This is a genomic window from Anaerococcus jeddahensis (assembly GCF_001182725.1).
In the GTDB taxonomy this organism is placed as follows: domain Bacteria; phylum Bacillota; class Clostridia; order Tissierellales; family Peptoniphilaceae; genus Anaerococcus; species Anaerococcus jeddahensis.
In genome coordinates, this window is record NZ_CWHU01000005.1 from 1,105,196 (window position 1) to 1,128,365 (window position 23,170).

Sequence of the window (23,170 nt, forward strand, 5' to 3'; positions counted from 1 at the left end):
AATATGGTAAGATAAATAAAAGAGGTGAGATTTTGAAAATAGATGATTTACTAAGAAAAAATAATATCAGAGTTACAAAGAATAGAAAAATAATTTTAGATAAAATTATAGAAAATAATGATCCAATTTCTGCTGAAGAAATATTGGAAAAATTTAAAAAAGAAAAAATTAACATGGATCTTTCAACAATTTATAGAAATTTAAATACCTTAGAAGAAGTAAACCTACTTTTAAAAAATACTAATACGGATGGAATTTCTTATTTTCAATTAAATTCAACTGACCACAAACATTTTATAAGCTGTATTTCCTGTGGTAAAAAGTTTATAATTGAAAATTGTCCAATCCATGATATTGAAAAAGAAATTGAAAATGAAACAGGCTTTATTATAAAAGGCCACAGTTTTGAATTTACAGGAATTTGCCCAGAATGCCAAAAAAAATTATATAAATAAATTTTTTTATGAAACTTTATTAGAATCAAAAAAATACAAAAATAAAAGTTGAAAAATTCAAATTAAATTTTTCAACTTTTTTATTTTATGTCCTTTTATTAAATTTTTCTTTATTAAATGATCCTACAGAATTTGCCACTATAATTGTTCCTGATGCATCTCCCGTTGTATTTATTGCAGTTCTTGCCATGTCGAGTATTCTATCTATTCCCATAATCATAGCAATTCCTTCTACAGGAAGTCCTACTGATGATAAAACCATAGATAAGGTTACAAGCCCAACTGAAGGAATTCCTGCTGTTCCAACTGATGCAATTGTAGCTGTCAAAATTACAGTCATGTAATCATTTAAAGTTAAATCTATTCCATAAGCATTTGAAATAAATACTACGGCAACTCCTTGCATTATTGCTGTACCATCCATATTTATTGTTGCTCCCAAAGGAATTGTAAATGAGGAAATTTTCTTATCAACTCCAATTTCTTCAAGAGTTTGAATATTTAAAGGAACTGTTGCATTTGATGATGCGGTTGAAAATGCAAAAGTCATTACTGGAAAATATTTTTTTAAAAAAGCAAATGGATTTACTCTTACAAATATAGTTAAAATTAACATATAGACTATTAGAAGTTGGCAAGCGAGTCCCAAAATTACAGAAAGCATATATGAAAGCATAGATAAAATTACATCATAACCAAGATTTGAAAATGTCCTTGCTATTAAGAAAAATACTCCTATTGGAGCAAGCTTCATTACAGCCATTGTCATACTCATCATCAAATCATTCATTTCTGTAATTATATTTCCTAAAGTTTCTAACCTATCTTCCATAGATGCAATTAAGAGTCCAACTATAACTGCAAAAATAATTATTTGTAGCATATCGCCCTTAGCCAAAGCCTCAATTGGATTTGTTGGAATCATATTTAATAAGGTATCCTTCATTGAAGTTTTTTCTCCAGTTTCCATACTAAATTCATTTGATCCCAATTTCATATTCATTCCCTTACCTGGTCCAATTACTGAAGCCAAAGATAAGGCAATAATTATAGCAAGAGCTGTTGTCAAAATATAAAATAAAACTATTCTTACTCCAACTTTTCCAAGAGTTTTTGTATCCCCCATATTTCTACAACCATCTGCAATGGAGAAAAATACCAAAGGCACAACAAGCATTTGCATAGCTCTTATAAACATTTGACCTAATAAATAAAAAACGCCGTCAATTATTATTTCATCTTTAATTTGACTTTTTGGAACAAAATAATGCATTACAATTCCAAGGACCATACCTAAAATAAGGGCTATGAAAATTTTTGACGTTAATCCAATTTTTCTTTGAGATTTACTTTTCATATCCATACTCCCTTCTCAAATAATCTTCAATGGCATCTTCCCAACTTGAGAAAGTATTGATTTTTAATAAATTTAAAAAATAATTGTCTATTCCTCTAAAGGCAGGTTCAAAATCTATTCTATCAGAATCTCTTTTCTCTTCAATTTTTGCATCAATTTTTGTTATATCCAAAATTTTTTGGGCAAAAGCTCTAAATGAACAAGTCCCCTCACAAGATGCATGATATGTTCCATAAGCATTTGTATCCATAATTGAAATTAAAAATTTTGATAGTTCATAAGCTGAGGTTGGAGAACCGTATCTTGATTTTGGAACTGTGACAAGTCCCTTTTTTGCTTCTTCTATTATAGATTCAACTAAATTATTTTCTTTTGAATAAAGTCTTGAAACTCTTACTATAAAATATCTGTTTGCAAATTCTTTTACAAATTCTTCTCCCATAAATTTACTTTTCCCATAAACTGTATTAGGATTTGCCTTGTCAATTTCTTTGTAAGGATGGATTGTTTGTCCATCAAATACATCTGCAGTTGATAATTGAATTAATTTTGCCCTAACCCTGTTTGATGCAATAGCTATATTTTTTGCACCGAGTGCATTTAATAAATAAGCCTTGTCAGGATCTTCTTCACACTTTAATCTGTTTGTTATTGCAGAGCAATTTATTATTATCTTTGGCCTATTTCTATCTACAAATAAATTTACTTCTTCTTGGTTTGTAATATCTACTTCATCTTTATCAGTTGCAATTATTTCAGCTTCTAAAGGATCCAAATATCTAAAAATTGTAGATCCAAGCCTTCCATGAGCACCTGTAATCCAAATTGTATTAATTCTCATAAATTTTCCTTTCTATATTAAAAAATAAAATATATATTCAATTATAGCACATTGCAAATATTTTTAATTAATATTTGCACAATGCTTTAATTTCATATAAATTTAAAATAAAAAAATGATGTGAAATCCTAATTCCTATTAGAAATTTAGACTTCACATCAAACTCTCTAGTTTAATCCAATATCTTTTCTATAATAAATATTTTCATATTTTATTTTCTCACAATCTTTATAGCAGATTCTTCTAGCTTCATCCAAAGTTTTACCCTTTGCGTTTATTGTAAGAACCCTGCCTCCATTTGTAAGGATTTTTCCATCAGATTTTTTTGTTCCATTATGAAAAATCACAGAGTTTTTGACTTGGTCAAGTCCATCTATTTCCTTTTCTTTTTCATATTTTAAAGGATAACCTTCTGAAACTAAAATTACTGATAGTGAATAATCATCTGACCACTTTACATCTTCTTTTTTTAAAGTTTTATCCAAAGTTTTTTCAATTATTTCAACAAGATCTGACTTTAATCTTGGCATTAGAGTTTCTGTTTCAGGATCACCAAATCTTACATTAAATTCTAAAACTTTTGGCAAATCATCTTCAATCATAAATCCAATAAATAGAATACCATTGTAAGAAAGTTTTGAATCATCTAGGCCTTTTTCAATTTGTCTTAAAATTTTTCCTATATTTTCCTCAGTTTTTTTTGAAAATTTGCTTGGAGAATAGGTTCCTACTCCTCCTGTATTTGGTCCTTTATTTCCTTCATAAATTTGCTTGTGGTCCTTGCAAGTTTCTAGAGGAAATAATTTATTATTTGATACCAAACACAAAAGTGAAGCTTCTTCTCCCTTTAAAAATTCTTCAATAACAACAGTTTTGCCCTCATCTCCAAAAATTTTTTTAATAAAAATATCATCTAAAGTTTCAATGGCTTTTTTCTCATTTTCACAAATTATAACACCTTTTCCAAGACAAAGCCCATCAGCCTTTATTACTAAAGGATATGAAAATTCTTTTAATGAATTTTTTGCTTGGTCAAAATTATCAAAAGAATTATATTTTGCAGTTGGAATATCATATTTTTCAAGGAAATTTTTGGTGAATTTTTTTGATTTTTCAAATTTTGCACATTCCTTATTTGGTCCAAAAATTTTAAGATTATTTTTTTCAAATTCATCAACAATTCCCATACACAAAGGATCTTCTGGGCCTACTATAGTAAGGTCGATTTTTTCTTTTTTTGAAAAATATACCAAAGCCTTTATATCTGTCGGGTCAATGTCAATGTTTGTACAAAAAGATTCAGTCCCTGCATTTCCCTTTGCCATAAAAATTTTATCAACCTTTTTTGATTTGGAAACTTTCCATGCTAAAGCGTGCTCTCTGCCGCCATTTCCTATAATTAAAACTTTCATCAAAAACTCCTATTTTTTTACGAAAACTTTCTTATTTTTTATGTACAATAAATCATCACAAAAATCTTTAACAGATTTTGTTAAAATTTCATGTTCTTTTTCCAAAACATTTTTTGAAATATCATCAACTGAATCTTCTTGGTCGATTTTTACAATTTCTTGGTAAATTATTGGACCTTGGTCTGGGTCTTTTGTTACAAAATGCGTAGTTGCTCCAGTATATTTAACCCCTTTTTCAAAAACTTTTTCGTGAACTTTTCTACCATAATATCCCATCCCACAAAATGAAGGTATGAGAGATGGGTGGATGTTAATAATTTTTCCTTCAAATTCATCAATAATTTTATCAGGCAAAATTTTAAGATATCCTGCAAGAACTACTAAATCAATTTTTTCTTCCTTTAAAGTATCAAGTAAAATATTATTATCTTTGCACACCAAAGTTTTGATTGATTCTTTTTTCGCTCTTTCTAGGCCAAAGGCATTTTCCTTGTTTGAAATAACTATAGATATATTTCCATTTATTTCTTTATTTTTACAAGAATCGATTATGGCTTGGAGGTTTGTGCCTGAGCCTGAAATTAAAACTGCAATTTTTTTAGAATTTGAGGTCGATTTTTTCATCATTTTCTACTATTTCTCCAAGATCCAAAAGTTCATCTTCATCAATTGTTTCTTTAACTATATCAATATCTTTTTTATCAACTGCAAAAACAAGTCCTACACCCATATTAAAGGTTTCATACATGTCTTTTTTATCAAGCTCTCCCCATTTTTCTAAAAGAGTAAATATTTTTGGAAGAGGAATATTGCTTACATCAATTTTTGCACATAGTCCATCTGGAATCATTCTTGGAATATTTTCATAAAATCCCCCACCAGTAATATGGCTTAGGCCATTTATTTCAATTTTTTCAAGAAGATTTAAAATTTCTTTTACATAAATTTTTGTAGGTTTTAATAATTCTTCTCCAAGACTTGTATCAAGTCCTTCAATTTTTTTATCCAAAGATAACTTTTCTTTTTCTAATACAATTTTTCTTACAAGAGAATATCCATTTGAATGGATTCCTGAAGATTTTAGACCAAAAATATGGTCACCTTTTTTAATTTTTTCTCCTGTAATTATTTTTTCCTTATCAACTATGCCCACGCAAAATCCAGCAAGATCATAGTCATTTTCCTTATAAAGACCCGGCATTTCTGCAGTTTCTCCCCCAATTAATGAAGAATTTGCTTTAAGGCAGCCGTCAGCAACACCTTTTACAATTTTTTCCATTTTTTCTGGAACAAGTTTTCCGCAAGCAATATAATCTAGGAAAAAAAGAGGTCTTGCTCCTTGACATAAAATATCATTTACACACATTGCCACACAATCAATTCCTATTGTATCGTGCTTATCCATCATTTGTGCAAGCATAACCTTGGTTCCAACCCCATCTGTTCCAGAAACCAAAACTGGATTTTTTATATCTAAATTTTCTAGGCTAAAAAGTCCAGAAAATCCACCAAGCTTACTTAAAACATTTTTGGATTGGGTTTTTTCTACCAAATTTTTAATAAGTTCAACTTCTTTTTGACCATTTTCTACATCAACACCGGCGTCTTTATAATTTATTGGCATTTTATTTCCTTTCTAAAGGGTTATATCCGTCAAAACAATTTTCATAATATGTTTTGTTTCCACAAGCTTCTCTTAATCCTTCTAGGGAAATAAATCCCAAAGAATCAGCTCCAATCATATCTCTTACTTCTTCAACACTTCTATTGTTGCTTATCAAATGATCCTTGTCAGGAACGTCAAAAGTAAATTCTTCCTCTTTTATAACTTGAGGAGATGCAATTCTTATATGAACTTCTTTAGCTCCAGATTCTCTCAAAATTTCTATAACTCTTTTTATAGTATTTCCTCTTACAATAGAATCATCAACAAGAACAATTCTTTTTCCTTCAATAAGATGTTTAATTGGATTTAATTTTATTTTAATTCCTTTTTTTCTCATTGAATCAGTTGGAAGAATAAAAGTTCTATTAATATATCTATTTCTTACAATTGCTCTTTCGTATTTTATATTTGATGCACGAGAAAAACCAACAGCAGAAATCAAACCACTATCAGGACTTCCTACAACTATATCTACATCTACTGGATGTTCCTTATAAAGAATTTCACCCATTTTTATCCTTGCATCATAAACGCTAACTCCATTTATTGATGAATCTGGTCTAGCTGTATAAACAAATTCAAAAATACAAGGAGCATTAGATTTTTCTTTTGCAAAATAAGATTCTTCGCCCTCGTCATCAACTATATAAATTTCACCAGGTCTTAATTCATGAGAAATTTCTCCATCAATTGATTCAATAACGCAAGATTCGCTAGCAACAATAAAAGAATCATCCTTTTTTCCTACGCAAAGGTTTTTAATTCCATAAGTATCTCTAATTGCAATCATCCTGTGTTCGCTAACAACTAAAATAGAATAAACTCCCTTTAAATTGTTAACGAAATCAATAATTTCATCAATAGAAGAATTTAATTTATTTACAACTTCTTCAGGACTAGTTTCATCCAAAAATTTTCCATCAATTGCAATTAAATTTTTACAATTTGAATTTTTTGGATAAAAAAGCCAAGGCATTGGCAAAAGTGTTTTATCATCTTCTTCAAACCTATATTTTACATGACCAAGACCAACATTTCCTGCAAGAGTCGAAATATTATCAAAGCTAATATTATTGGCAATTTCTCCCTCGCCTCTAATCTCTGATAATTTTTCGTGAGCAAGAAGAGAAATTCCCATAGCTTCCTGACCCCTATGTTGGATAGCATAGAGGCCAGCGTAAAGGTCTGGAAAAATATTTTTATATTTCTTTTTTGAAAATATTCCTACAATTCCGCTCATTTATTTGCCTTATATTCGTATTCAGAATTATCTATAGTTTCTTTCATCTTTTTTCTCATATCCTTTAATTTCTCTCTTAAAGAATCATATTTAATAGCTAAAATTTCTGTAGCCAAAATTGCTGCATTTTCTCCACCGCCTATTGCAACAGTTGCAACAGGAACACCACTTGGCATTTCAACTGTAGATAAAAGAGCTTCAAGTCCACCAAGATGAGTTGATTTTGCAGGAATTCCTATTACAGGTCTTGTTGTTAAGGCAGCAATAACTCCAGATAAGTGAGCAGCTTTTCCAGCAATTCCAATATAAACTTCGCTTTCATCTACGCTTTTTTCTACATATTCCTCTAAACTTTTTAAAGCTCTATGAGCAGAAATAACCTTAACTTCATAATCAATTCCAAATTCAATTAATTTTGAAACTACCTTATCAGCAATTGGGCTATCGGATAAAGAGCCCATGATTATAGAAACTTTCATATAAACTCCTTATTAAAGTCCTAAATATTTTGACAATTCCATTGGTTCAATATAAGTACCATCTTTATAAGCTCTCATATTTCCACCAGAAACTTCATCAATCAAAATAACTTCTCCAGTTGAAGCAAGTCTTCCCCATTCAAATTTTATATCATATAAATCAAGACCGTACTCAGCTAAAATATCTTTTACATGTTTTGCAACTTTTTTGTTTTCTTTAATAATTTCTTTGTATTCATCGTGAGATAAAATATTTAATTCAACCAAACAATCTTCATTAATAAGTGGATCTTCACGATCATCATCTTTTAATGTAATTTCAGAATAAGCATCAAGGTCTTGACCTTCATTAGCATAAAGTCCGTATCTTCTAATAAAAGATCCTACAGCCTTAAATCTTGTAATAACTTCTAAGCCTTTTCCAAAAACAGTACATTTTTTAATTTCCATAAGATTTTTATCAAGATCAGCTCCAAGATAATGAGTTTTTACACCAGCTTCATTTATTTTTTCAAAGAAAAATTTAGAAACTTTTAAACACTCCCTGCCAGCACCTTCTTTTTCACCAGCTACTTGATTTCCACCTGTATCAAATACACCGTCAGTTCCTGTCATTGTGTCCTTAAATAAACAATAGTATTTTCCATTTTCTTCAACCAAATTCTTTGTCTTACCTTCGTAGATAGTATTCATTTCTTTCTCCTTAAAAATAAAAAATATTGACAAAAAATAAGCCCAGAAGGACAGGCTACGAAACCTATCCTCCTGGGCTTTTGTCCCTCTGGTGTAATACTTTAAAATATCCGTACCGCTCGGTCTTGAATTAACAGATCCCTAGGTACACTTTCGCCCATTTCTATGAGCCATATTCATCGTTCAAGTTCATAATACCAAGCTATTTTTTAATTGTCAAGAAAGTTTTTTGATAAAATTTAATTTTTTTTATTTACGACTTGTAATTTAAAAAACTTACAATAAGATAATATCAGTTAAAAGAAAGGAGCGTGCATGTTTAAAAAGAAAAATCTAAAAAATATAATAATAATAATTCTTTTAGCAATTAGCATATTATTTGGATTAAATTATTACAAAGCAAAAAATGAGACTAAAATTGATAATAAATTAATTCAAAATAGGATAGAAAGTGTAAAAGAGCTTACAAGTTTAAAATATTCCTACACAAATATGGGCCAATTTGAAAATTCAAATAAATTTTATGGCTACGATATTCCTTTTACCCAAAAGAAATTTATAGTTTCTTATGACGGAGTGATTTCTTGTGGAGTGGATCTTGATAAAATGGATGTAAAAATAAGTGGAAAAAATATAAATATAAAACTACCAAAATCTAAAATTTTATCCCATGAAATTTATGAAGATTCTTTAAAAATTTTCGACCAAAAAACTTCAATTTTTAACCCAATACAAGTAGAAGACTACAATGAATTTGCTAAAAAACAAAAAAAATCTGTAGAAAAAAAAGCAATTGAGAGAGGAATTCTAACAGAAGCTGACAAAAAATGTAAAAAGGCTGTAAAAGACATAGTAAACATAGACAATAATCTAGAAGATTATACAATAAATATTCAATTTAAATAAGGGCAAGTCCCTTATTTTTTTGTGTTATAATAAAATAAAAAAAGGTGGTAATATGAAAATTTATTTAGGTTGTGATTTATTTACAGAAGGACAAAGATGGCAAGCAGAAGAAATTCAAAAAGCACTTGAAAAAGAATTTACTGACTTAGAAATTTATAATCCCGCAAAAAATTTACAAATAAACGACAAATCAGCAGGTTTTACAACAAATTACGATATACTTTTAGCAGATTATGAGAGATTGAAAAATTCAGATATATTAGTAGGCTTGATGGACACACAAGATTTAGGCCTTGCAGCAGAAATGGGAATAGCATTTGAAAAAGGCCTTGCACTATTTCAACTCTACACAGACATAAGACTAGAAGGAAGCGACAAAGAAGACAAGTTCCCTCCAATGAAAAAAGATATATTCCAAAATGATTTTATGTACATCAACAAACTAGTAACAGGCCTATCCTACGTAGATAAAACCGGAAAAAAATTCAAAAAGCCAAGAATTTACAAGAAAAAAGAAGACTTGATAGAAGATTTGATTTTGTATATTTATGAAAATAAATAAAAATAAGCTGTTGTAAAATGAATTAATCTTCATTTTTTGCAACAGCTTTTTTTGGCACGCCAAAGAGGAATCGAACCCCTATCTTAAGCTTCGGACACTTTTGTTTTACCATTAAACTATTGGCGCTTGATTGTAATGTTTGAAAATTGTATCCTATTTAAAAATCTTAAATCCATAAGGGTGTTTCCCAGTCCTGAATCTATATATATTTGTGAATTTTTATATTTAAATAATCCTTTATCAAATTTTGGAAAATATCCTTCTCCTGGAGCAAGAAGTGCACCAATAAAAGGAAATCTAACTTGACCTCCGTGTGTGTGGCCTGAAAAAATTATATCCATGGTATCATCAATATTATCTCTAACATTTTTTGAATAATGACTTAAAATTATATTTAAATTTTCTTCATTGGTTTTGTATTTTTCAAATGAATAATTATAATAAGATAGTCCATAAATATAAATTTTATTTTCTCTTATAATTAAATTTTCTCCATCATTTTTCAAATATTTTATTCCCAAGTTTTCAATTTTTCCAATAAAATCATCTAACATTGGCCCTGCTTCTTCGTGATTTCCTGTTATATAATAGGTTTTTATTTTTAATTTTGAAAGCTCTTTTAAAAATACTATTGCCCTATTAAGCTTTTTTTCTACCCCATAATCATTAATATCTCCAGTTAAAATTATAAAATCTGGATTAAATTCTAAAATTTTCTTCCTAAAATATTCCAAGTTTTTTAATTTATTTGAATGAAAATCGCTTATTTGGGTGATTTTGATTTCATGTTTAACTTTTTTATTATAGATATCCTGCCTTACTTCTTTCGCCCACTTACATTGATAATGAATGTAGGCGAAAAGAAGTAAAATTAAGCAAAATATTATAAAAATTATTATTTTATTCATCTAATTTTTCTATTCTTTCTATAAATATTTCTGAGGACATATCTGATGGCAATAAATATCCTCTTCTTGGTGAGAAAGATTTTTTTGAAAGGGCTGGACCGTCTACTGATACTGATCTTTTGAATTGGCTTGATGTAAGTCTTTTATAAAATGATTTAAGCCATTTTTTTATAGTTTTTTTATCATAATCATCTTTAAAGGCAATTTTTGCTTTTTCATAGATTTCTTCAACTGAAGAATTTTCCAAAAATTCATAGGTGAAAAAGTCAATTAATTCATAAGGCCCAATTATATCTTCAGTTTTTTGGCTGATTTTATCATCACTTTCATTTTTAAGCTCTGGAGAAATTGGAGTTTTTAAAATATCCTCCAATACTTCTTTTAATTTTTTATTTTCTGTATTTTCTACAAGATAGGAAACAATGTATCTTAATTCTGTTTTTGTCAAAGACGCATTAAGAGCATAAGATGCCATGTGATCGCCGTTGTAGGTTGCAAATCCTTGGGAAATTTCTGATTTATCTCCAGTTCCTATTACTAGAGCATTTTCCATATTTCCTATATCAAATAAAATTTGGGTTCTTTCTCTTGCTTGAGCATTTTCATAAGCTATATCTTGAGTTTTTCCATCATGGCCTATGTCTTTTAAATGAACATTTACAGCATATTTTATTACAATTTCATTTAATTTAAGACCGAAAGCTTCTGCCAATTTAAAGGCATTTGATTTGGTTCTCTTGCTTGTTCCAAAAGCTGGCATGGTATATAAAAGAATATTTTCTTTTGGAAGCTTCATTTTTTCAAAAGCTTTTACAATAAATAAAAGCGCCATAGTAGAATCAAGTCCTCCGCTTAAGCCCAAGATAACTTTTTTACAAGATATGGCTTCCATTCTTTGAATTAAAGCTTTTGTAACTATATCAAAGGCATCTTCTACATATAATTTTTTATCTTTTAAAATATATGGATATTTATCAACATTAATTAAAGCTGACTCATTTTTAAAATTATAGCTTTCAGCTGAATCTTCTTTACTTATTTCAAATGGAAAAATTAAATCTACTTTTTTATCCCTCTTACATTCTTCTATCTGACCATTTTTCCCAATAATATTTAGTCCTTCGTAGACAAAATCTGTTGAGCTTTCTCCAAGTCCTGTGCTTGAAAATAAGTAAATTGTATCCTGTGATAGGAATTTTATTTTATTTTCAATTTCTTTTTTTGAACCAATATACCTTGTTTTTGCTGATGGATTTAAAATTATATCTATATTATTTTTTGTTTTTGATATTTGAGAATCAGAAATAATCTTATCCTCATTTTCCCCAACACTTAGGGCAATTTTTACCCCTTCAATTTCTATAAAAGACTTATTATAAAGATATACAAATTCATCTTTAATATTAATAAATTCATCTTGAGGAAGATCAAATACATATTTTTCATAATCTTTGAAATTATCTTTAAAAAATCCTCCTAAAATGTCTCCATCTTTTAATAAAAATACCATATCATATATTTTTTTTCCTTGTTTAACTGGAAGACCAAGTGAAAATAAAGTATCAATATCTCTAGAGAATTTTTTCAATTCAAATAGTGCATCAAGCGATGAATTTAATATATCTTCATTTTTATATCCATGGTAAAGACTTGCTCCGGTAAGAGAAAGTTCTGGAAAAAGTAAAATATTTACTGAATCATCATTGGCTTTTTTTACTATTTCTTTTATTTTTTCCTTATTATAAGATACATCCCCAACTTTTATCTTAAAATTTTCTGCTCTTAATTTTAAATTTTTTTTCATAACAACCTCTAATCTTTTGCTTATAGATATTATTATATAAGATTTACAAAAAAACTGCCACAGTTTCCTGTGGCAGAATTGAATTTATTTTTATTTCTTTTGGTCTTTAGCTTTTTGGACTTCTTCTCTTCTTTTCTTCATTGATTCGAAAATTCCATCAACTAAAGCATCCATGTCTGGTTCTTTTGCAGATTTTAATGATGAAACAATGTTTACTTGTTCTGGAAGAACATCTATTAATTTCATTTCTTCATCCAAGAATTTTTCCATTTTATCTGCTGCTGTTGGAGCCCAAGTACCGTTATCCATTAATGAAACTGCTCTATTTTGTACGTTTAGAGCTGCCATATCATGGATAAAGTCTTTCATTTTTGGATAAATTCCAAGGTTGTATGTTACTGATGCAAGAACTATATTTGAATATTTAAATGCGTCTGCAATTAGGTAAGATACGTCTGTGCTTGAAACATCTCTTAAGGAAATATTTGTCATTCCTCTATCAGCAAGTTTTGAAGCAAGGGCTTGAGCTGCATATTCTGTATTTCCATACATTGATGCATAAGCAATCAATACACCTTCTTCTTCTGGTTGATAGCTTGACCATTTATCATATTTATCTAAAATATAGCCAAAATCTTTTCTCCAAACAAGTCCGTGAAGTGGGCAGATATATTTAATATCAAGTCCAGCTGCTTTTTTAAGAACTGCTTGAACGAAAGTACCATATTTACCAACTATATTTGTAAAATATCTTCTTCCTTCATCTAACCAATCTCTATCCCAATTTACTTCATCAGCAAAAAGTCTTCCGTCATTAGATTTAAATGATCCAAAAGCATCAGCTGAGAATAAAACTTTATCAGTTAAATCGTATGTCATTAAAACTTCTGGCCAGTGAACCATTGGAGCTTCTACGAATGTATATTCGTGTTTACCAAATGAGATTGAATCTCCTTCTTTAACTTCAATATATCTATCATCTACATGATAACCAAATTGTCTCATGAATAATATAGCTTTTTCACTAGCTATAATTTTTACATTTGGATAGTAGTGTAGCATTAATTCAATTGCTGAACAGTGATCTGGTTCCATGTGTTGGATAATCATATAATCAAGGTCACGATCTCCAAGAACTCTAGATACATTTAAGATATATTCTCTTGTGATTGCCCAGTCTACTGAGTCAATTAAAACTGTTTTTTCATCCATTAAAAGGTATGAGTTGTATGAAACTCCGTCTATAGGAAAAATATTTTCAAATAGAGCAAGTCTTCTGTCATCTCCACCTACATAATATAAGTCGTCTGTAACTTTTCTAACTGTATACATATATTCCTCCTACTACTTTCTGTCTTCTGGTACATCCATTTTAATGAATTGATCTTTAGCTTCTCCTGAAACTGGTGAAACCCAAGAATCTGGTAATTTGTCAAATGGTGTTCCTGGTTCTATTCCATTTTCAGGATCTCCTTCTTCAGGATTGTATTCATATCCAGAACCTAAATCTACATAGATTGGATTTGTAGGAGCCATTTTTCTTGGTTTAGATCTTTTTATTTTCTTCATTGGTGGTGCTGGTTTCTTTTCTTCACCATTATCTAATTCTTTGATTAGAAGTGGAAGAATTTCCATTGCATCACCAACTATACCATAATCACAGTTGTTGAAAATTGGTGCGTTTTTAGAATTGTTAATTGCAACTATTGTTGATGCATTTTTGATTCCTTTTAAGTGTTGTCCTGCTCCAGATACACCTACACCAATGTATAAGTTTCCTTTAAAAGTTTGTCCACTCATACCAACATATCTATTAATATCAACATATTTTAAAGTTTCTGCAACTGGTCTTGATGATGAAATAGCTGCACCTGCTTGGTAAGCCAACTCTTCAATTAATTTCATATTAGCTTTCTCGCCAATACCACGACCTGCTACAACTATTCTTTCAGCGTCAGGAATTGGAGTATAAGGATCGATTCCTACAGTAAAGTCATATCCGTCCTTTTTAAGTGCTGCCACAAGGTTTTTAACTGCTTCTTTAGGATCTCCCTCATAGATTTCTCCTTTTCTGACTCCTGCGATGGGTCCGGATTTTTTGTTTGATCCAACAGCTTTAACCTTTGGTGCTCTACCTACTGTGTGAGCTCCAACAACTACTCTCATTATTTCATTTGTACCTTCGTAGATTTGTGTAATCTTAGCATCTCTGTAGAATCTTTCAACATCGATTCCTTTAATAAATCCAGATCCACCGTACATTTGTAAAGCTTCATTAGTAATCTTTGATGCAAGATCTGATGCAAATTGTTTTGCCATAGCTGCATCTGCAGAATATCTTTCGTGATTTTCTTTCATTTCAGCTGCAGAATAAATCATAAGTCTTGCAGCTTTCAAATATGTTGCCATATCAGCAAGTTTAAATGTATTTGCTTGAAGGTGAGCAATTGGTAAACCAAATTGTTCTCTTTCTTTTGCATATGAAAGAGCTGATTCATAAGCGCCTTGGCCAATACCTAAAGCTTGAGAAGCTATACCGATTCTTCCACCATCAAGTGTAGCCATTGCAATTTTAAATCCTTGACCTTCTTTTCCAAGAAGATTTTCTTTAGGAACTTTTACATTGTCAAAATGTAATTCGGCAGTACTTGATGATCTGATACCTAATTTGTCATAGTGATCAGAACATGTGAAACCTTCCATACCTTTTTCAACAATAAATGCTGAAATACCATGAGTTCCAATTCCTGGAGTTGTTACTGCAAATACAACATATGTATCTGCTTTTGGAGCGTTAGTAATAAATATTTTTTTACCATTTAAAATATATCTTTTACCATCTAAATCAAGTTCAGCTGTAGTTTCTGTTCCACCAGCGTCACTTCCTGCGTTTTCTTCTGTTAATCCAAATGCACCAATTTTTTCACCTTTTGCTAAAGGAACAAGATATTTTTTCTTTTGTTCTTCAGTACCAAAAGCAAAAATTGGCCATGAACCTAGAGATGTATGTGCAGAACAAATTACTCCAACACCACCATCTACTCTTGATAATTCTTCCACTGTGATTGCATAGCTCATTACGTCTAAGCCTTGACCACCGTATTTCTTAGGATAAGGAATTCCTAAAAATCCTAATTCTCCCATTTCCTTTACAATTTCGTCAGGAAATTCGTTGTTTTGGTCAAGCTCAAAAGCAATTGGTTTTACTTTTTCTTCAGCAAATTCTCTGACTTTTTTACGTAAAGCTTCATGCTCATCTGTTGTTTTAAAAAGCATATATTCCTCCTAAAAAATATAATATCCATTTTTGTTTTACAATATAATTCTATACTGAAAATGTTTTTTTGTCAACACAATTTAATTTTATAAAGATTAAAAATAAAAATAAAATTAATTTGCAAAATATGAATATGTAAAACATCTACACTTAATATATAACCTAAAATCCTTTATTTAATCAAATTTATTTAAATTTTTGCAAAAAAATTATAAAATAAAAAAATTCAAAATCTATGAAAAAGTTTTCTAATTGGAATCTTAAAATTTAAAGCCTTTTGGATATTATTTTTTATTTAAATTTAAAGTTAATAAGGTATAATAGATTTAATGATTATAATAATTATGGAGGTTATATGCAATTTATAAAAAAAGCTTACGATAATATTTATTGGGTTGGTGCCAATGATAGGGGCTTAAAAAGATTTGAAAATATGTTTACCCTACCAAATGGTGTAACTTACAATTCATACATTATTAAAGATGAAAAAAATGTTTTAATGGATGGATCTGATTCTTCTGTAATAAGAACTTATCTTGATAATGTCAAAGAAGCTCTTGATGGAGAAGACTTAGATTATATTATTGTTCAACATATGGAACCTGATCATTGCGGATCAATTGATTTTATTTTAGATAAATATCCTAACTGTAAATTTGTTGGAAACCAAAAAACTATTAAATTTTTCCACCAATTCTATCCAAATGATAAATATGATGAAGATAGATTTTTAGAAATTAAAGATGGTGACGAATTAAATATTGGAAAAAGAAATTTAAAATTTGTTTTTGCTCCAATGGTTCACTGGCCAGAAGTCTTCATGACTTATGAAACCACAGAAGGTTTATTCTTCTCAGCTGATGCTTTTGGTTCATTTGATGTTTTGGAAGGTCACATTTCTGCAAAACACTATATCAAAAAACAAGCTTGGGTAGATGAAAATAGAAGATATTATATTAATATAGTTGGAAAACAAGGAAGAATGGTTACAAATCTTCTTAAAAAAGTTTCAGATTTTGAAATCAATGCAATCTTCCCTCTTCACGGACCTGTTTATGATGATAAAGAATCTATTGAATTTATCCTTGATAAATATGACAAATGGGCAAATTTCAAACCAGAAACAAAGGGTGTAGAAATTGTATTTTCATCAATGTATGGAAACACAGAGTTAGCTGCTGATATTTTAGCATCAAAACTTGATGAACTTGGAGTTGAAGAAATAAAATTATACGATGTATCTGATACAGATTTTTCATATATAATTGCTGATTCTCACAAATATTCAAACCAAGTTTTTGTTGCAATGAACTATAACGCAGGCCTATATCACAAAATGGATGCACTTTTAAGAGAATTAGTTGGAACAGGATATCAAAACAGACATATTTCTTTCATCCACAACTTCTCATGGGGTGGAAAATCTCTTGAACAAGCAAAAGAAATTCTTGAAAGCGGAAAACACGAATATGTTGGAGAAGATTTCATAATTAATTCTTCAATGAAAAATGATCAAGTAAAAACATTAGAAGAATTAGCTAAGGCTATTAAAGAAGATTTAGATAAGTAAAAAAATATTTAAAAGATGCGAGATTCGCATCTCAGAGTGTAGACAAAGTAAGATTTTAGCTAATATTTTATTTTATAATAAAAATTAAGCTACGTACCATCTCGACTAGATAAATGTGCATTGATTTTGCACATTTATCCCTAAAACTAAGTGAAAAATCACGAATGAGTTTGCGAATCAAAGGTGTTTTAGTGTAAGTGAAACGAACGCATGGAGAGATCTCATGAGATTTCTCGGCTCACTACGTTCGATCGAAATGGGCAAATTTTTAGTTTGTCAACAGACTGAGATGCAAGATTCGCATCTTTTTTTGTACAAAAAAAGAGCATATTACTATGCTCTCAATTTTCAGTCTTTTGGTTTATCTTCTTCTGGGATATTTTTGTTATCGTATGGGGATTTGTAGATTGATTCTTTAGCAAATTGTTTTACTGCCTTGCCTGTTTTTAATTCTGAAATTAAGGTTCCAGGTCCTCCAACGCATCCTCCAACGCATGCCATTCCTTCTAATAAAAGTCCGTCTTTTCTTCCAAGTTTTGCCATTTGGGCAAGTTTTACACAATCAGCAAGTCCTTCTGCTTTTTCTACTTTTACATCCAAGTCTGGATTTATTTCTGAAATTCTTCTTTTTACTGCTTCAGCTACTCCTCCGCTTACTGCATAATTTCTTCCAGTTTCTGATGCATCTTGCCAATCTTCTTCAATTTTTATTTCTGCAGGATCTATATCTTTTGCCAAGAACATTCCCATTAGCTCTTCATAAGTTATAACATAATCTATAGTTTCTGCAACTTCTGGTCTTCTTGCTTCAAGTTTTTTGGAAATACATGGACCAATGAATGCTACTTGAGCTTTATCATCCATTTTTTTGATGTGTTTCCCAGAATAAATCATTGGTGTTGATGATTCTGAAATTTTATCATTTATTTCAGGGAATTTTTTCTTTACCATTAATTTCCAAGAATAGCAGCAAGATGTTCCCATAAATGGAATTTTTTCTGGCACACTTTCTACATATTCGTGAGCTTCATTTAAAGTTGTAAGGTCTGCTCCAAGTCCTACTTCGATTACATCTTTAAATCCTAATTTTTTTATTGCCTCTTTTATTTGAACAGGAGATGCCATTTGTCCAAATTGTCTTACAAAGGATGGGGCAACTATTGCATAAACGTGTTCATTTGTATTTAAAGCTTTTGCCAATTGGTAAATTTCTGTTTTATCTGAAATTGCTCCAAATGGACAAGCGGTTATACATCTTCCACATGCTACGCACTTATCATCATCAATTTCTGCCCTTCCTAACTTATCGCTTTTTATAGCTTTTACTCCACAAGATTCAGCACATGGTCTTTTTGTGTGAGCAATTGCATTATATGGACAAGCTTGAACACATTTTCCACATTTTATACATTTTTCTTGATCTATTATTGATCCTTTTGACGTATATGTAATAGCATTTTTCGGACACACATTTACACATGGGTGAGCAATACAAGCCCTACAAGTATTTGTAACTTCTACTCTATTTTCAGGACAAGCTTCGCAGGCAATTTTTATTACTGAAACAAGAGGTGGTTCATATTTTTTTATATCATAATCTTCATCATCCAAACCATCAGTAATTGCTCCAGTATTGTCTGCTGTTCTTGCGTGAAGTCCTACTCCCATTCTTAGTCTTTCGCCCATTACGGCTCTTTCTCTAAAAATATTTTCCCTATATGATGCTTCTTCTCCTGGAAGTATTTCAAAAACTTCTGTCGCTATGTCATAAATCGGCCTGTTTTCAAAAGCAATTTTCGCTATATGCTCAAAGGCCATCCTTCTAATATTTAATATATTTATGTATGTTTCTTTCATTATTCTTCTCTTCCTTACAAAACTTTTTCAAATATTATTTAAATTTATCTTCAAAGGTTGTATCTAATATGTATTCCATAATTACTTCTGTTTTGGCGTTTGTAAATAATTTTCCATCTACAAGTACAACAGGTGCATTTTTTTTATTTTTTTTGCACTCATTATTGCATGTTATCATTTCTATTTCAAGATCGATATTTTGAATATCTAAATCACCCTTATAAAGCCTGTCATTAAATTCTTCTACAAAATCTGATAATCTGTTATAAATTATGTCCGATCCTAGCATGGTACACCTTGCGCCTGCACAAACTTGTATTTTCATATCTACTCCTTAAAAATTTTAATAATTACTCATATTAATTATAACAAATAAAATAGAAAAATAAAATTATAAGCTTGGAATAAAGATTGTAAATTTTGTTCCAAAGCCGTATTCACTTTCGACTTCTATATTATAATTTAAGTAATCACATATATGTTTTACAATTGATAAGCCAAGTCCTGTTGATTTTAATGTTCTTGTTCTTTGCTTATCTGCCACGTAAAATCTTTCAAAAATCCTAGAAAGATCTTCTTTCTTTATTCCTATACCCCTATCTTCAATAAATAATTTGATTCCCCTATCATCTTTTTCATAATTTATAGAAATTTTCCCATTTACTTTGTTGTATTTGATTGCATTTTCATAAATATTGGATATAAGGTCAGTAAAAAGTGATTCATGAGTTTTAATATATAAATCGTCCATATTGTTTTCAATTTCAATATTTTTCTTATCAGAAATTCTTTTAAATCTACTTATGCTTTTATCAACTACATTTTTAATATTTACACTTGCTCTTCCCTCGGCCAAATTTTCTTCGTCAAGTTTTGAAAGTTTTAAAATATCATCTATTATATTTAATAGCCTATTTCCTTCTTCATTTATGATTTTTCCAAATTCTTTTATATCATTATTTTTTGCAAGACCTGTAGCAATTAATTCTGCATAGCCATTAATGCTTGTAAGAGGAGATTTTAATTCGTGACTAACATTTGCTGTAAATTCTCTTCTCAATATTTCAGCTTTTTTATTTTTTGAATTGTCAATTACTATGATTATATAAGAGACAATTTCTTTATCTATTATTGGATCTATATATAATTTTAAAGATAAGTCATCATGGTTAAGTTCAATATTTTTACCTTTTTTAAGAAGCTTAGTCTCTCTTATAGCAAGTTTATAGGCATCATGTTCTACTAAATTTTCTAATTTTTTATCCTTTTCAATATTTAATAATTCTTTGGCAGCCTTATTGATTATTAGAATGTTTCCTTTTTTATCAAAATAAATAAAGCCTTCTTCCATGTTGGAACTTACTTTTTCAATATCTAAAATCCTTGCTTTTAAATTTGAATTTTCTTTTTGAATTTTTTTCTTTTCAAGTCTTAAATTTTCAACATATTTTTTTGGATTTTCTTTAAAATTATCAAATTCAATTTTATCATTTATTCTATCTTTAAAAGGATTTGTTATTCTATCATAAAGATAATTTGTGAAAAATTTATTAATTATTAGGGCAAAAATCATGCCAAAAATTAAAATATAGATTCTTTTAAAAAGATATAAGATAAAAGTTTCATTATAAAATTTTATTGCGATAATTTTATTCTTGGATTTTTTTGCAAAAACTTTTGTTTCTTTATTTATGTAATTTTTTTTAGATTTTTTTACAATATCAATATCATCAAATTCATAGTTTTTTATTACATTTTTATTTATTCCAGAATTATATAATACCTTTCCATCTGTATCTTTTAGTAATAGGTCAATATTATAGGAATTTTTAAATTTATCTAACTTCTTTTCATCAATTTTTTTATAAGTAAGAAAGCTCAAGGAATTTTCTACAAATTCATCTTGAGCTTTTTTTTCTTTTTGATATGAAAATAAAGAAGATAATATAAAAATAATAATAATTAACGAGCTTGTTATAATATTAATATTTCTATTAATTATTTTTTTCATATTTCTCCAAGTTTATATCCTAAATTTCTTACGGTTTTTATTTGTACGCCTGCAGATTTTAATTTATTACGAAGACTTGCTATGTGAACATCAACAGTTCTTGTTTCTCCCTCGTAATCGTAACCCCAAATTTTTAGTAGAAAATCTTCTCTTGTTATAACATTACCAATATTAGCCAAAAATAACAAGAGCATTTCAAATTCCTTGTAGGTTAGATCTATTTTTTCACCATCAACTTTTACGGTTCTTTTTTTGATATTTACTTCTATGTTTGCGTAGGTTAAATGTTCTCTATCTTTTTTCTCGCTTCTTCTTAAAACTGCCTTTACTCTTGAAATTAATTCCAAAATTGAAAATGGTTTTGTAATATAATCATCCGCTCCACTTTCAAGGCCCAAAACTTTATCAAATTCATCTGTCCTTGCTGTAAGCATTATTACAGGAACATTTGAAAATTCTCTAATTTCTTTCAAAATTTCAATTCCATCTTTTTCAGGTAACATTATATCTAGAATTAGTAAGTCCACACTCTCTTCTCTTACTGATTCTACAACGTCCAGACCATCTTCAAAGCCTCTAACTTGATAATCTTTTTCTGATAAGGCGTATAAAACTAAATTTCTTATCGACTTATCATCTTCTACAACATAAATCATAATCTTGTTGAATAATCAGCTATTTTGGCTAACCTATCTCCAAGTCTTTCAAAATATTTATAGAAAAGTACTTTTTCAGACAATTCCATTGGTGTGATTTGGTCTGATTTTGTTAATTTTACAAGATAATGGATACAATCTTCAAATAATTCATTATTTATTTCATCATCGTCAATTGTTCTTAGAGCAAGTTCGTTGTCGTTATCTTCAAAACTTTGGATACTATTTAAATTCATATTTTTTTGATTTTTTATAAAAGTTTTTACAAATTCTTTTTCTTCTTCTCTTAAAGGAAATTCCAAAATAATTGCAGCTGCTTGGGCTATATGATTTGAAATTCTCTTGTAAGTTGATGCAAGTTTAATAGACATTTGCAAAAATCTCAAGTCCCTTGCAACTGGTTGTTGCAAAGCTAAAAGATCATAGCAAAATCTTTCTATATCTGCTGCATATTGTCTTGTGTCATGGTCAAGGTCAATTATTTCTTCAAGATTATTTTTTTGACCATTTTCAAGATATAAGACAAACCTATCATATGACAATTGAATCAATTCTGATACGTTTTTTTCCATTTCCCTAATATTATCTAAATCTTCTATATATCTTGTTCTCATATCAACCGAACCTTCCTGTTATATAATCTTCAGTTCTTTTGTCCCTTGGATCATTAAATATTTTTTTTGTTTCATCCATTTCAATTACATCTCCAGTCAAGAAAAATGCTGTTCTGTCAGAAATTCTTGCTGCTTGTTGCATATTGTGTGTAACTATTACTATTGTATATTTACCCCTTAAATCTTCTAATAACTCTTCAATTGATGCTGTTGAAATTGGATCTAGGGCACTTGTTGGCTCGTCCATCAAAACTATTTCTGGATTTACAGAAAGAGTTCTTGCTATACAAATTCTTTGTTGTTGACCACCAGAAAATGATAAAGCATTTCTATCTAATTTATCTTTTACTTCATCCCATACACTTGCAGCTTTCAAAGATTTTTCTACAATTGCATCAAGCTCATCCTTATCTTTTATTCCATCAATTCTTGGTCCGTAGGTTATATTGTCATAAACTGATTTTGAAAAAGGGTTTGGAGTTTGAAAAACCATTCCTACATTTCTTCTAAGACTAACTACATCAACATCTTTTTTATTTATATCTTTTCCATCAATTTCAATTAAACCTTCTATTTTACAATCATCGATTAAATCATTCATCCTATTAAAACATTTTAAAGTTGTAGATTTTCCACAACCACTTGGTCCAATGAAAGCTGTGATTTCATTTTCTTTTATTTCCATATTTATTTTTTTTAGAGCTTGAAAATCTCCATAATATAAATCTAAATCTTTTACATTTATTATTGTATTTCTATTATCTATTCTTTCTGATTCTTTTTTCCCAAAAAATGTTTCTATTCTTGTTTTATCATTAGATAAATATTTATTTTTATCTTTTGTTTTTTCCATTATTCTCTC

At 29.2% G+C, this 23,170-nt stretch carries 22 protein-coding genes and 1 tRNA gene; 4 read left to right on the forward strand and 19 right to left on the reverse strand.

Annotated features, from left to right (window positions below; genetic code table 11):
- Window positions 1-32 precede the first annotated feature (32 nt).
- On the forward strand, window positions 33-455 hold the full coding sequence (locus tag BN2087_RS08375; RefSeq protein WP_049691320.1) for a Fur family transcriptional regulator: 423 nt from the start codon (window positions 33-35) through the stop codon (window positions 453-455).
- Window positions 456-540: 85 nt separating this feature from the next.
- Here BN2087_RS08375 and BN2087_RS08380 read toward each other — a convergent pair whose 3' ends face one another.
- From BN2087_RS08380 to BN2087_RS08415, 8 genes are all read right to left on the reverse strand, one after another.
- Window positions 541-1,812, reverse strand: a complete 1,272-nt coding sequence (locus tag BN2087_RS08380) for a dicarboxylate/amino acid:cation symporter (protein WP_049691449.1) — start codon at window positions 1,810-1,812, stop codon at window positions 541-543.
- The gene (locus tag BN2087_RS08385; RefSeq protein ID WP_049691321.1) at window positions 1,802-2,653 is read right to left on the reverse strand and encodes an SDR family oxidoreductase; all 852 of its coding nucleotides are present in this window, start codon (window positions 2,651-2,653) and stop codon (window positions 1,802-1,804) included. The genes BN2087_RS08380 and BN2087_RS08385 overlap by 11 nt, the downstream gene beginning before the upstream one ends.
- 167 nt (window positions 2,654-2,820) lie before the next feature.
- A complete protein-coding gene (gene purD / locus BN2087_RS08390) occupies window positions 2,821-4,065 on the reverse strand; it encodes a phosphoribosylamine--glycine ligase (protein ID WP_049691322.1) in 1,245 nt (414 codons plus the stop codon).
- A 9-nt stretch (window positions 4,066-4,074) separates the two neighbouring features.
- Window positions 4,075-4,692 carry a phosphoribosylglycinamide formyltransferase gene (gene purN, locus BN2087_RS08395; protein ID WP_049691323.1) on the reverse strand — a complete coding sequence of 206 codons (618 nt, stop codon included), beginning with the start codon at window positions 4,690-4,692 and terminating at the stop codon, window positions 4,075-4,077.
- Window positions 4,664-5,689, reverse strand: coding sequence for a phosphoribosylformylglycinamidine cyclo-ligase (gene purM / locus BN2087_RS08400; RefSeq protein ID WP_049691324.1), 1,026 nt, complete (start codon window positions 5,687-5,689; stop codon window positions 4,664-4,666). The genes purN and purM overlap by 29 nt, the downstream gene beginning before the upstream one ends.
- A 1-nt stretch (window position 5,690) precedes the next feature.
- A complete protein-coding gene (locus BN2087_RS08405; protein WP_049691325.1) occupies window positions 5,691-6,971 on the reverse strand; it encodes an amidophosphoribosyltransferase in 1,281 nt (426 codons plus the stop codon).
- Entirely contained in the window at window positions 6,968-7,450 is a 483-nt protein-coding gene (gene purE / locus BN2087_RS08410; protein ID WP_049691326.1) for a 5-(carboxyamino)imidazole ribonucleotide mutase, read from the reverse strand. Before purE ends, BN2087_RS08405 begins: the two co-directional genes overlap by 4 nt.
- A 12-nt stretch (window positions 7,451-7,462) precedes the next feature.
- Window positions 7,463-8,143 carry a phosphoribosylaminoimidazolesuccinocarboxamide synthase gene (locus BN2087_RS08415; protein WP_049691327.1) on the reverse strand — a complete coding sequence of 227 codons (681 nt, stop codon included), beginning with the start codon at window positions 8,141-8,143 and terminating at the stop codon, window positions 7,463-7,465.
- A gap of 315 nt (window positions 8,144-8,458) precedes the next feature.
- Between BN2087_RS08415 and BN2087_RS08420 the strand changes: the two genes are divergently transcribed.
- Together BN2087_RS08420 and BN2087_RS08425 are read left to right on the forward strand one after the other, a co-directional pair.
- Window positions 8,459-9,049, forward strand: a complete 591-nt coding sequence (locus BN2087_RS08420; protein WP_049691328.1) for a DUF4230 domain-containing protein — start codon at window positions 8,459-8,461, stop codon at window positions 9,047-9,049.
- Window positions 9,050-9,101: 52 nt separating this feature from the next.
- Window positions 9,102-9,611 carry a nucleoside 2-deoxyribosyltransferase gene (locus BN2087_RS08425; protein ID WP_049691329.1) on the forward strand — a complete coding sequence of 170 codons (510 nt, stop codon included), beginning with the start codon at window positions 9,102-9,104 and terminating at the stop codon, window positions 9,609-9,611.
- 52 nt (window positions 9,612-9,663) lie between these two features.
- Here the strand turns inward: BN2087_RS08425 and BN2087_RS08430 are convergent.
- From BN2087_RS08430 to BN2087_RS09165, 5 genes are all read right to left on the reverse strand, one after another.
- Window positions 9,664-9,737: transfer RNA gene (locus BN2087_RS08430), tRNA-Arg, on the reverse strand.
- The gene (locus tag BN2087_RS08435) at window positions 9,728-10,519 is read right to left on the reverse strand and encodes a metallophosphoesterase (protein WP_049691450.1); all 792 of its coding nucleotides are present in this window, start codon (window positions 10,517-10,519) and stop codon (window positions 9,728-9,730) included. The genes BN2087_RS08430 and BN2087_RS08435 overlap by 10 nt, the downstream gene beginning before the upstream one ends.
- Complete coding sequence (gene nadE / locus BN2087_RS08440) at window positions 10,512-12,323, reverse strand: NAD(+) synthase (RefSeq protein ID WP_049691330.1); 1,812 nt, start codon at window positions 12,321-12,323, stop codon at window positions 10,512-10,514. The genes BN2087_RS08435 and nadE overlap by 8 nt, the downstream gene beginning before the upstream one ends.
- Window positions 12,324-12,413: 90 nt before the next feature.
- The gene (locus BN2087_RS08445) at window positions 12,414-13,655 is read right to left on the reverse strand and encodes an FprA family A-type flavoprotein (RefSeq protein WP_049691331.1); all 1,242 of its coding nucleotides are present in this window, start codon (window positions 13,653-13,655) and stop codon (window positions 12,414-12,416) included.
- A 12-nt stretch (window positions 13,656-13,667) separates the two neighbouring features.
- Window positions 13,668-15,599 carry an acyl-CoA dehydrogenase family protein gene (locus BN2087_RS09165; RefSeq protein ID WP_082144193.1) on the reverse strand — a complete coding sequence of 644 codons (1,932 nt, stop codon included), beginning with the start codon at window positions 15,597-15,599 and terminating at the stop codon, window positions 13,668-13,670.
- 356 nt (window positions 15,600-15,955) lie between these two features.
- On the opposite strand from BN2087_RS09165, the gene BN2087_RS08455 reads away from it, so the two are divergent.
- A complete protein-coding gene (locus BN2087_RS08455) occupies window positions 15,956-17,170 on the forward strand; it encodes an FprA family A-type flavoprotein (RefSeq protein ID WP_049691332.1) in 1,215 nt (404 codons plus the stop codon).
- A gap of 348 nt (window positions 17,171-17,518) precedes the next feature.
- On the opposite strand, the gene BN2087_RS08460 is transcribed toward BN2087_RS08455, so the two are convergent.
- The 6 genes from BN2087_RS08460 to pstB all read right to left on the reverse strand — a co-directional run bounded on the left by BN2087_RS08460 (window position 17,519) and on the right by pstB (window position 23,161).
- Complete coding sequence (locus BN2087_RS08460; protein ID WP_049691333.1) at window positions 17,519-19,027, reverse strand: 4Fe-4S dicluster domain-containing protein; 1,509 nt, start codon at window positions 19,025-19,027, stop codon at window positions 17,519-17,521.
- A gap of 34 nt (window positions 19,028-19,061) precedes the next feature.
- A complete protein-coding gene (locus BN2087_RS08465; RefSeq protein WP_049691334.1) occupies window positions 19,062-19,352 on the reverse strand; it encodes an NADH-quinone oxidoreductase subunit E in 291 nt (96 codons plus the stop codon).
- 66 nt (window positions 19,353-19,418) lie between these two features.
- The gene (locus BN2087_RS08470; RefSeq protein WP_049691335.1) at window positions 19,419-21,038 is read right to left on the reverse strand and encodes a sensor histidine kinase; all 1,620 of its coding nucleotides are present in this window, start codon (window positions 21,036-21,038) and stop codon (window positions 19,419-19,421) included.
- Entirely contained in the window at window positions 21,035-21,694 is a 660-nt protein-coding gene (locus tag BN2087_RS08475) for a response regulator transcription factor (RefSeq protein ID WP_049691336.1), read from the reverse strand. Before BN2087_RS08475 ends, BN2087_RS08470 begins: the two co-directional genes overlap by 4 nt.
- Window positions 21,691-22,308: a phosphate signaling complex PhoU family protein gene (locus BN2087_RS08480; protein WP_049691337.1), complete on the reverse strand. Its 618-nt coding sequence runs from the start codon at window positions 22,306-22,308 to the stop codon at window positions 21,691-21,693. The genes BN2087_RS08475 and BN2087_RS08480 overlap by 4 nt, the downstream gene beginning before the upstream one ends.
- A gap of 1 nt (window position 22,309) precedes the next feature.
- Window positions 22,310-23,161, reverse strand: a complete 852-nt coding sequence (gene pstB, locus BN2087_RS08485; RefSeq protein WP_049691338.1) for a phosphate ABC transporter ATP-binding protein PstB — start codon at window positions 23,159-23,161, stop codon at window positions 22,310-22,312.
- Window positions 23,162-23,170 lie beyond the last annotated feature (9 nt).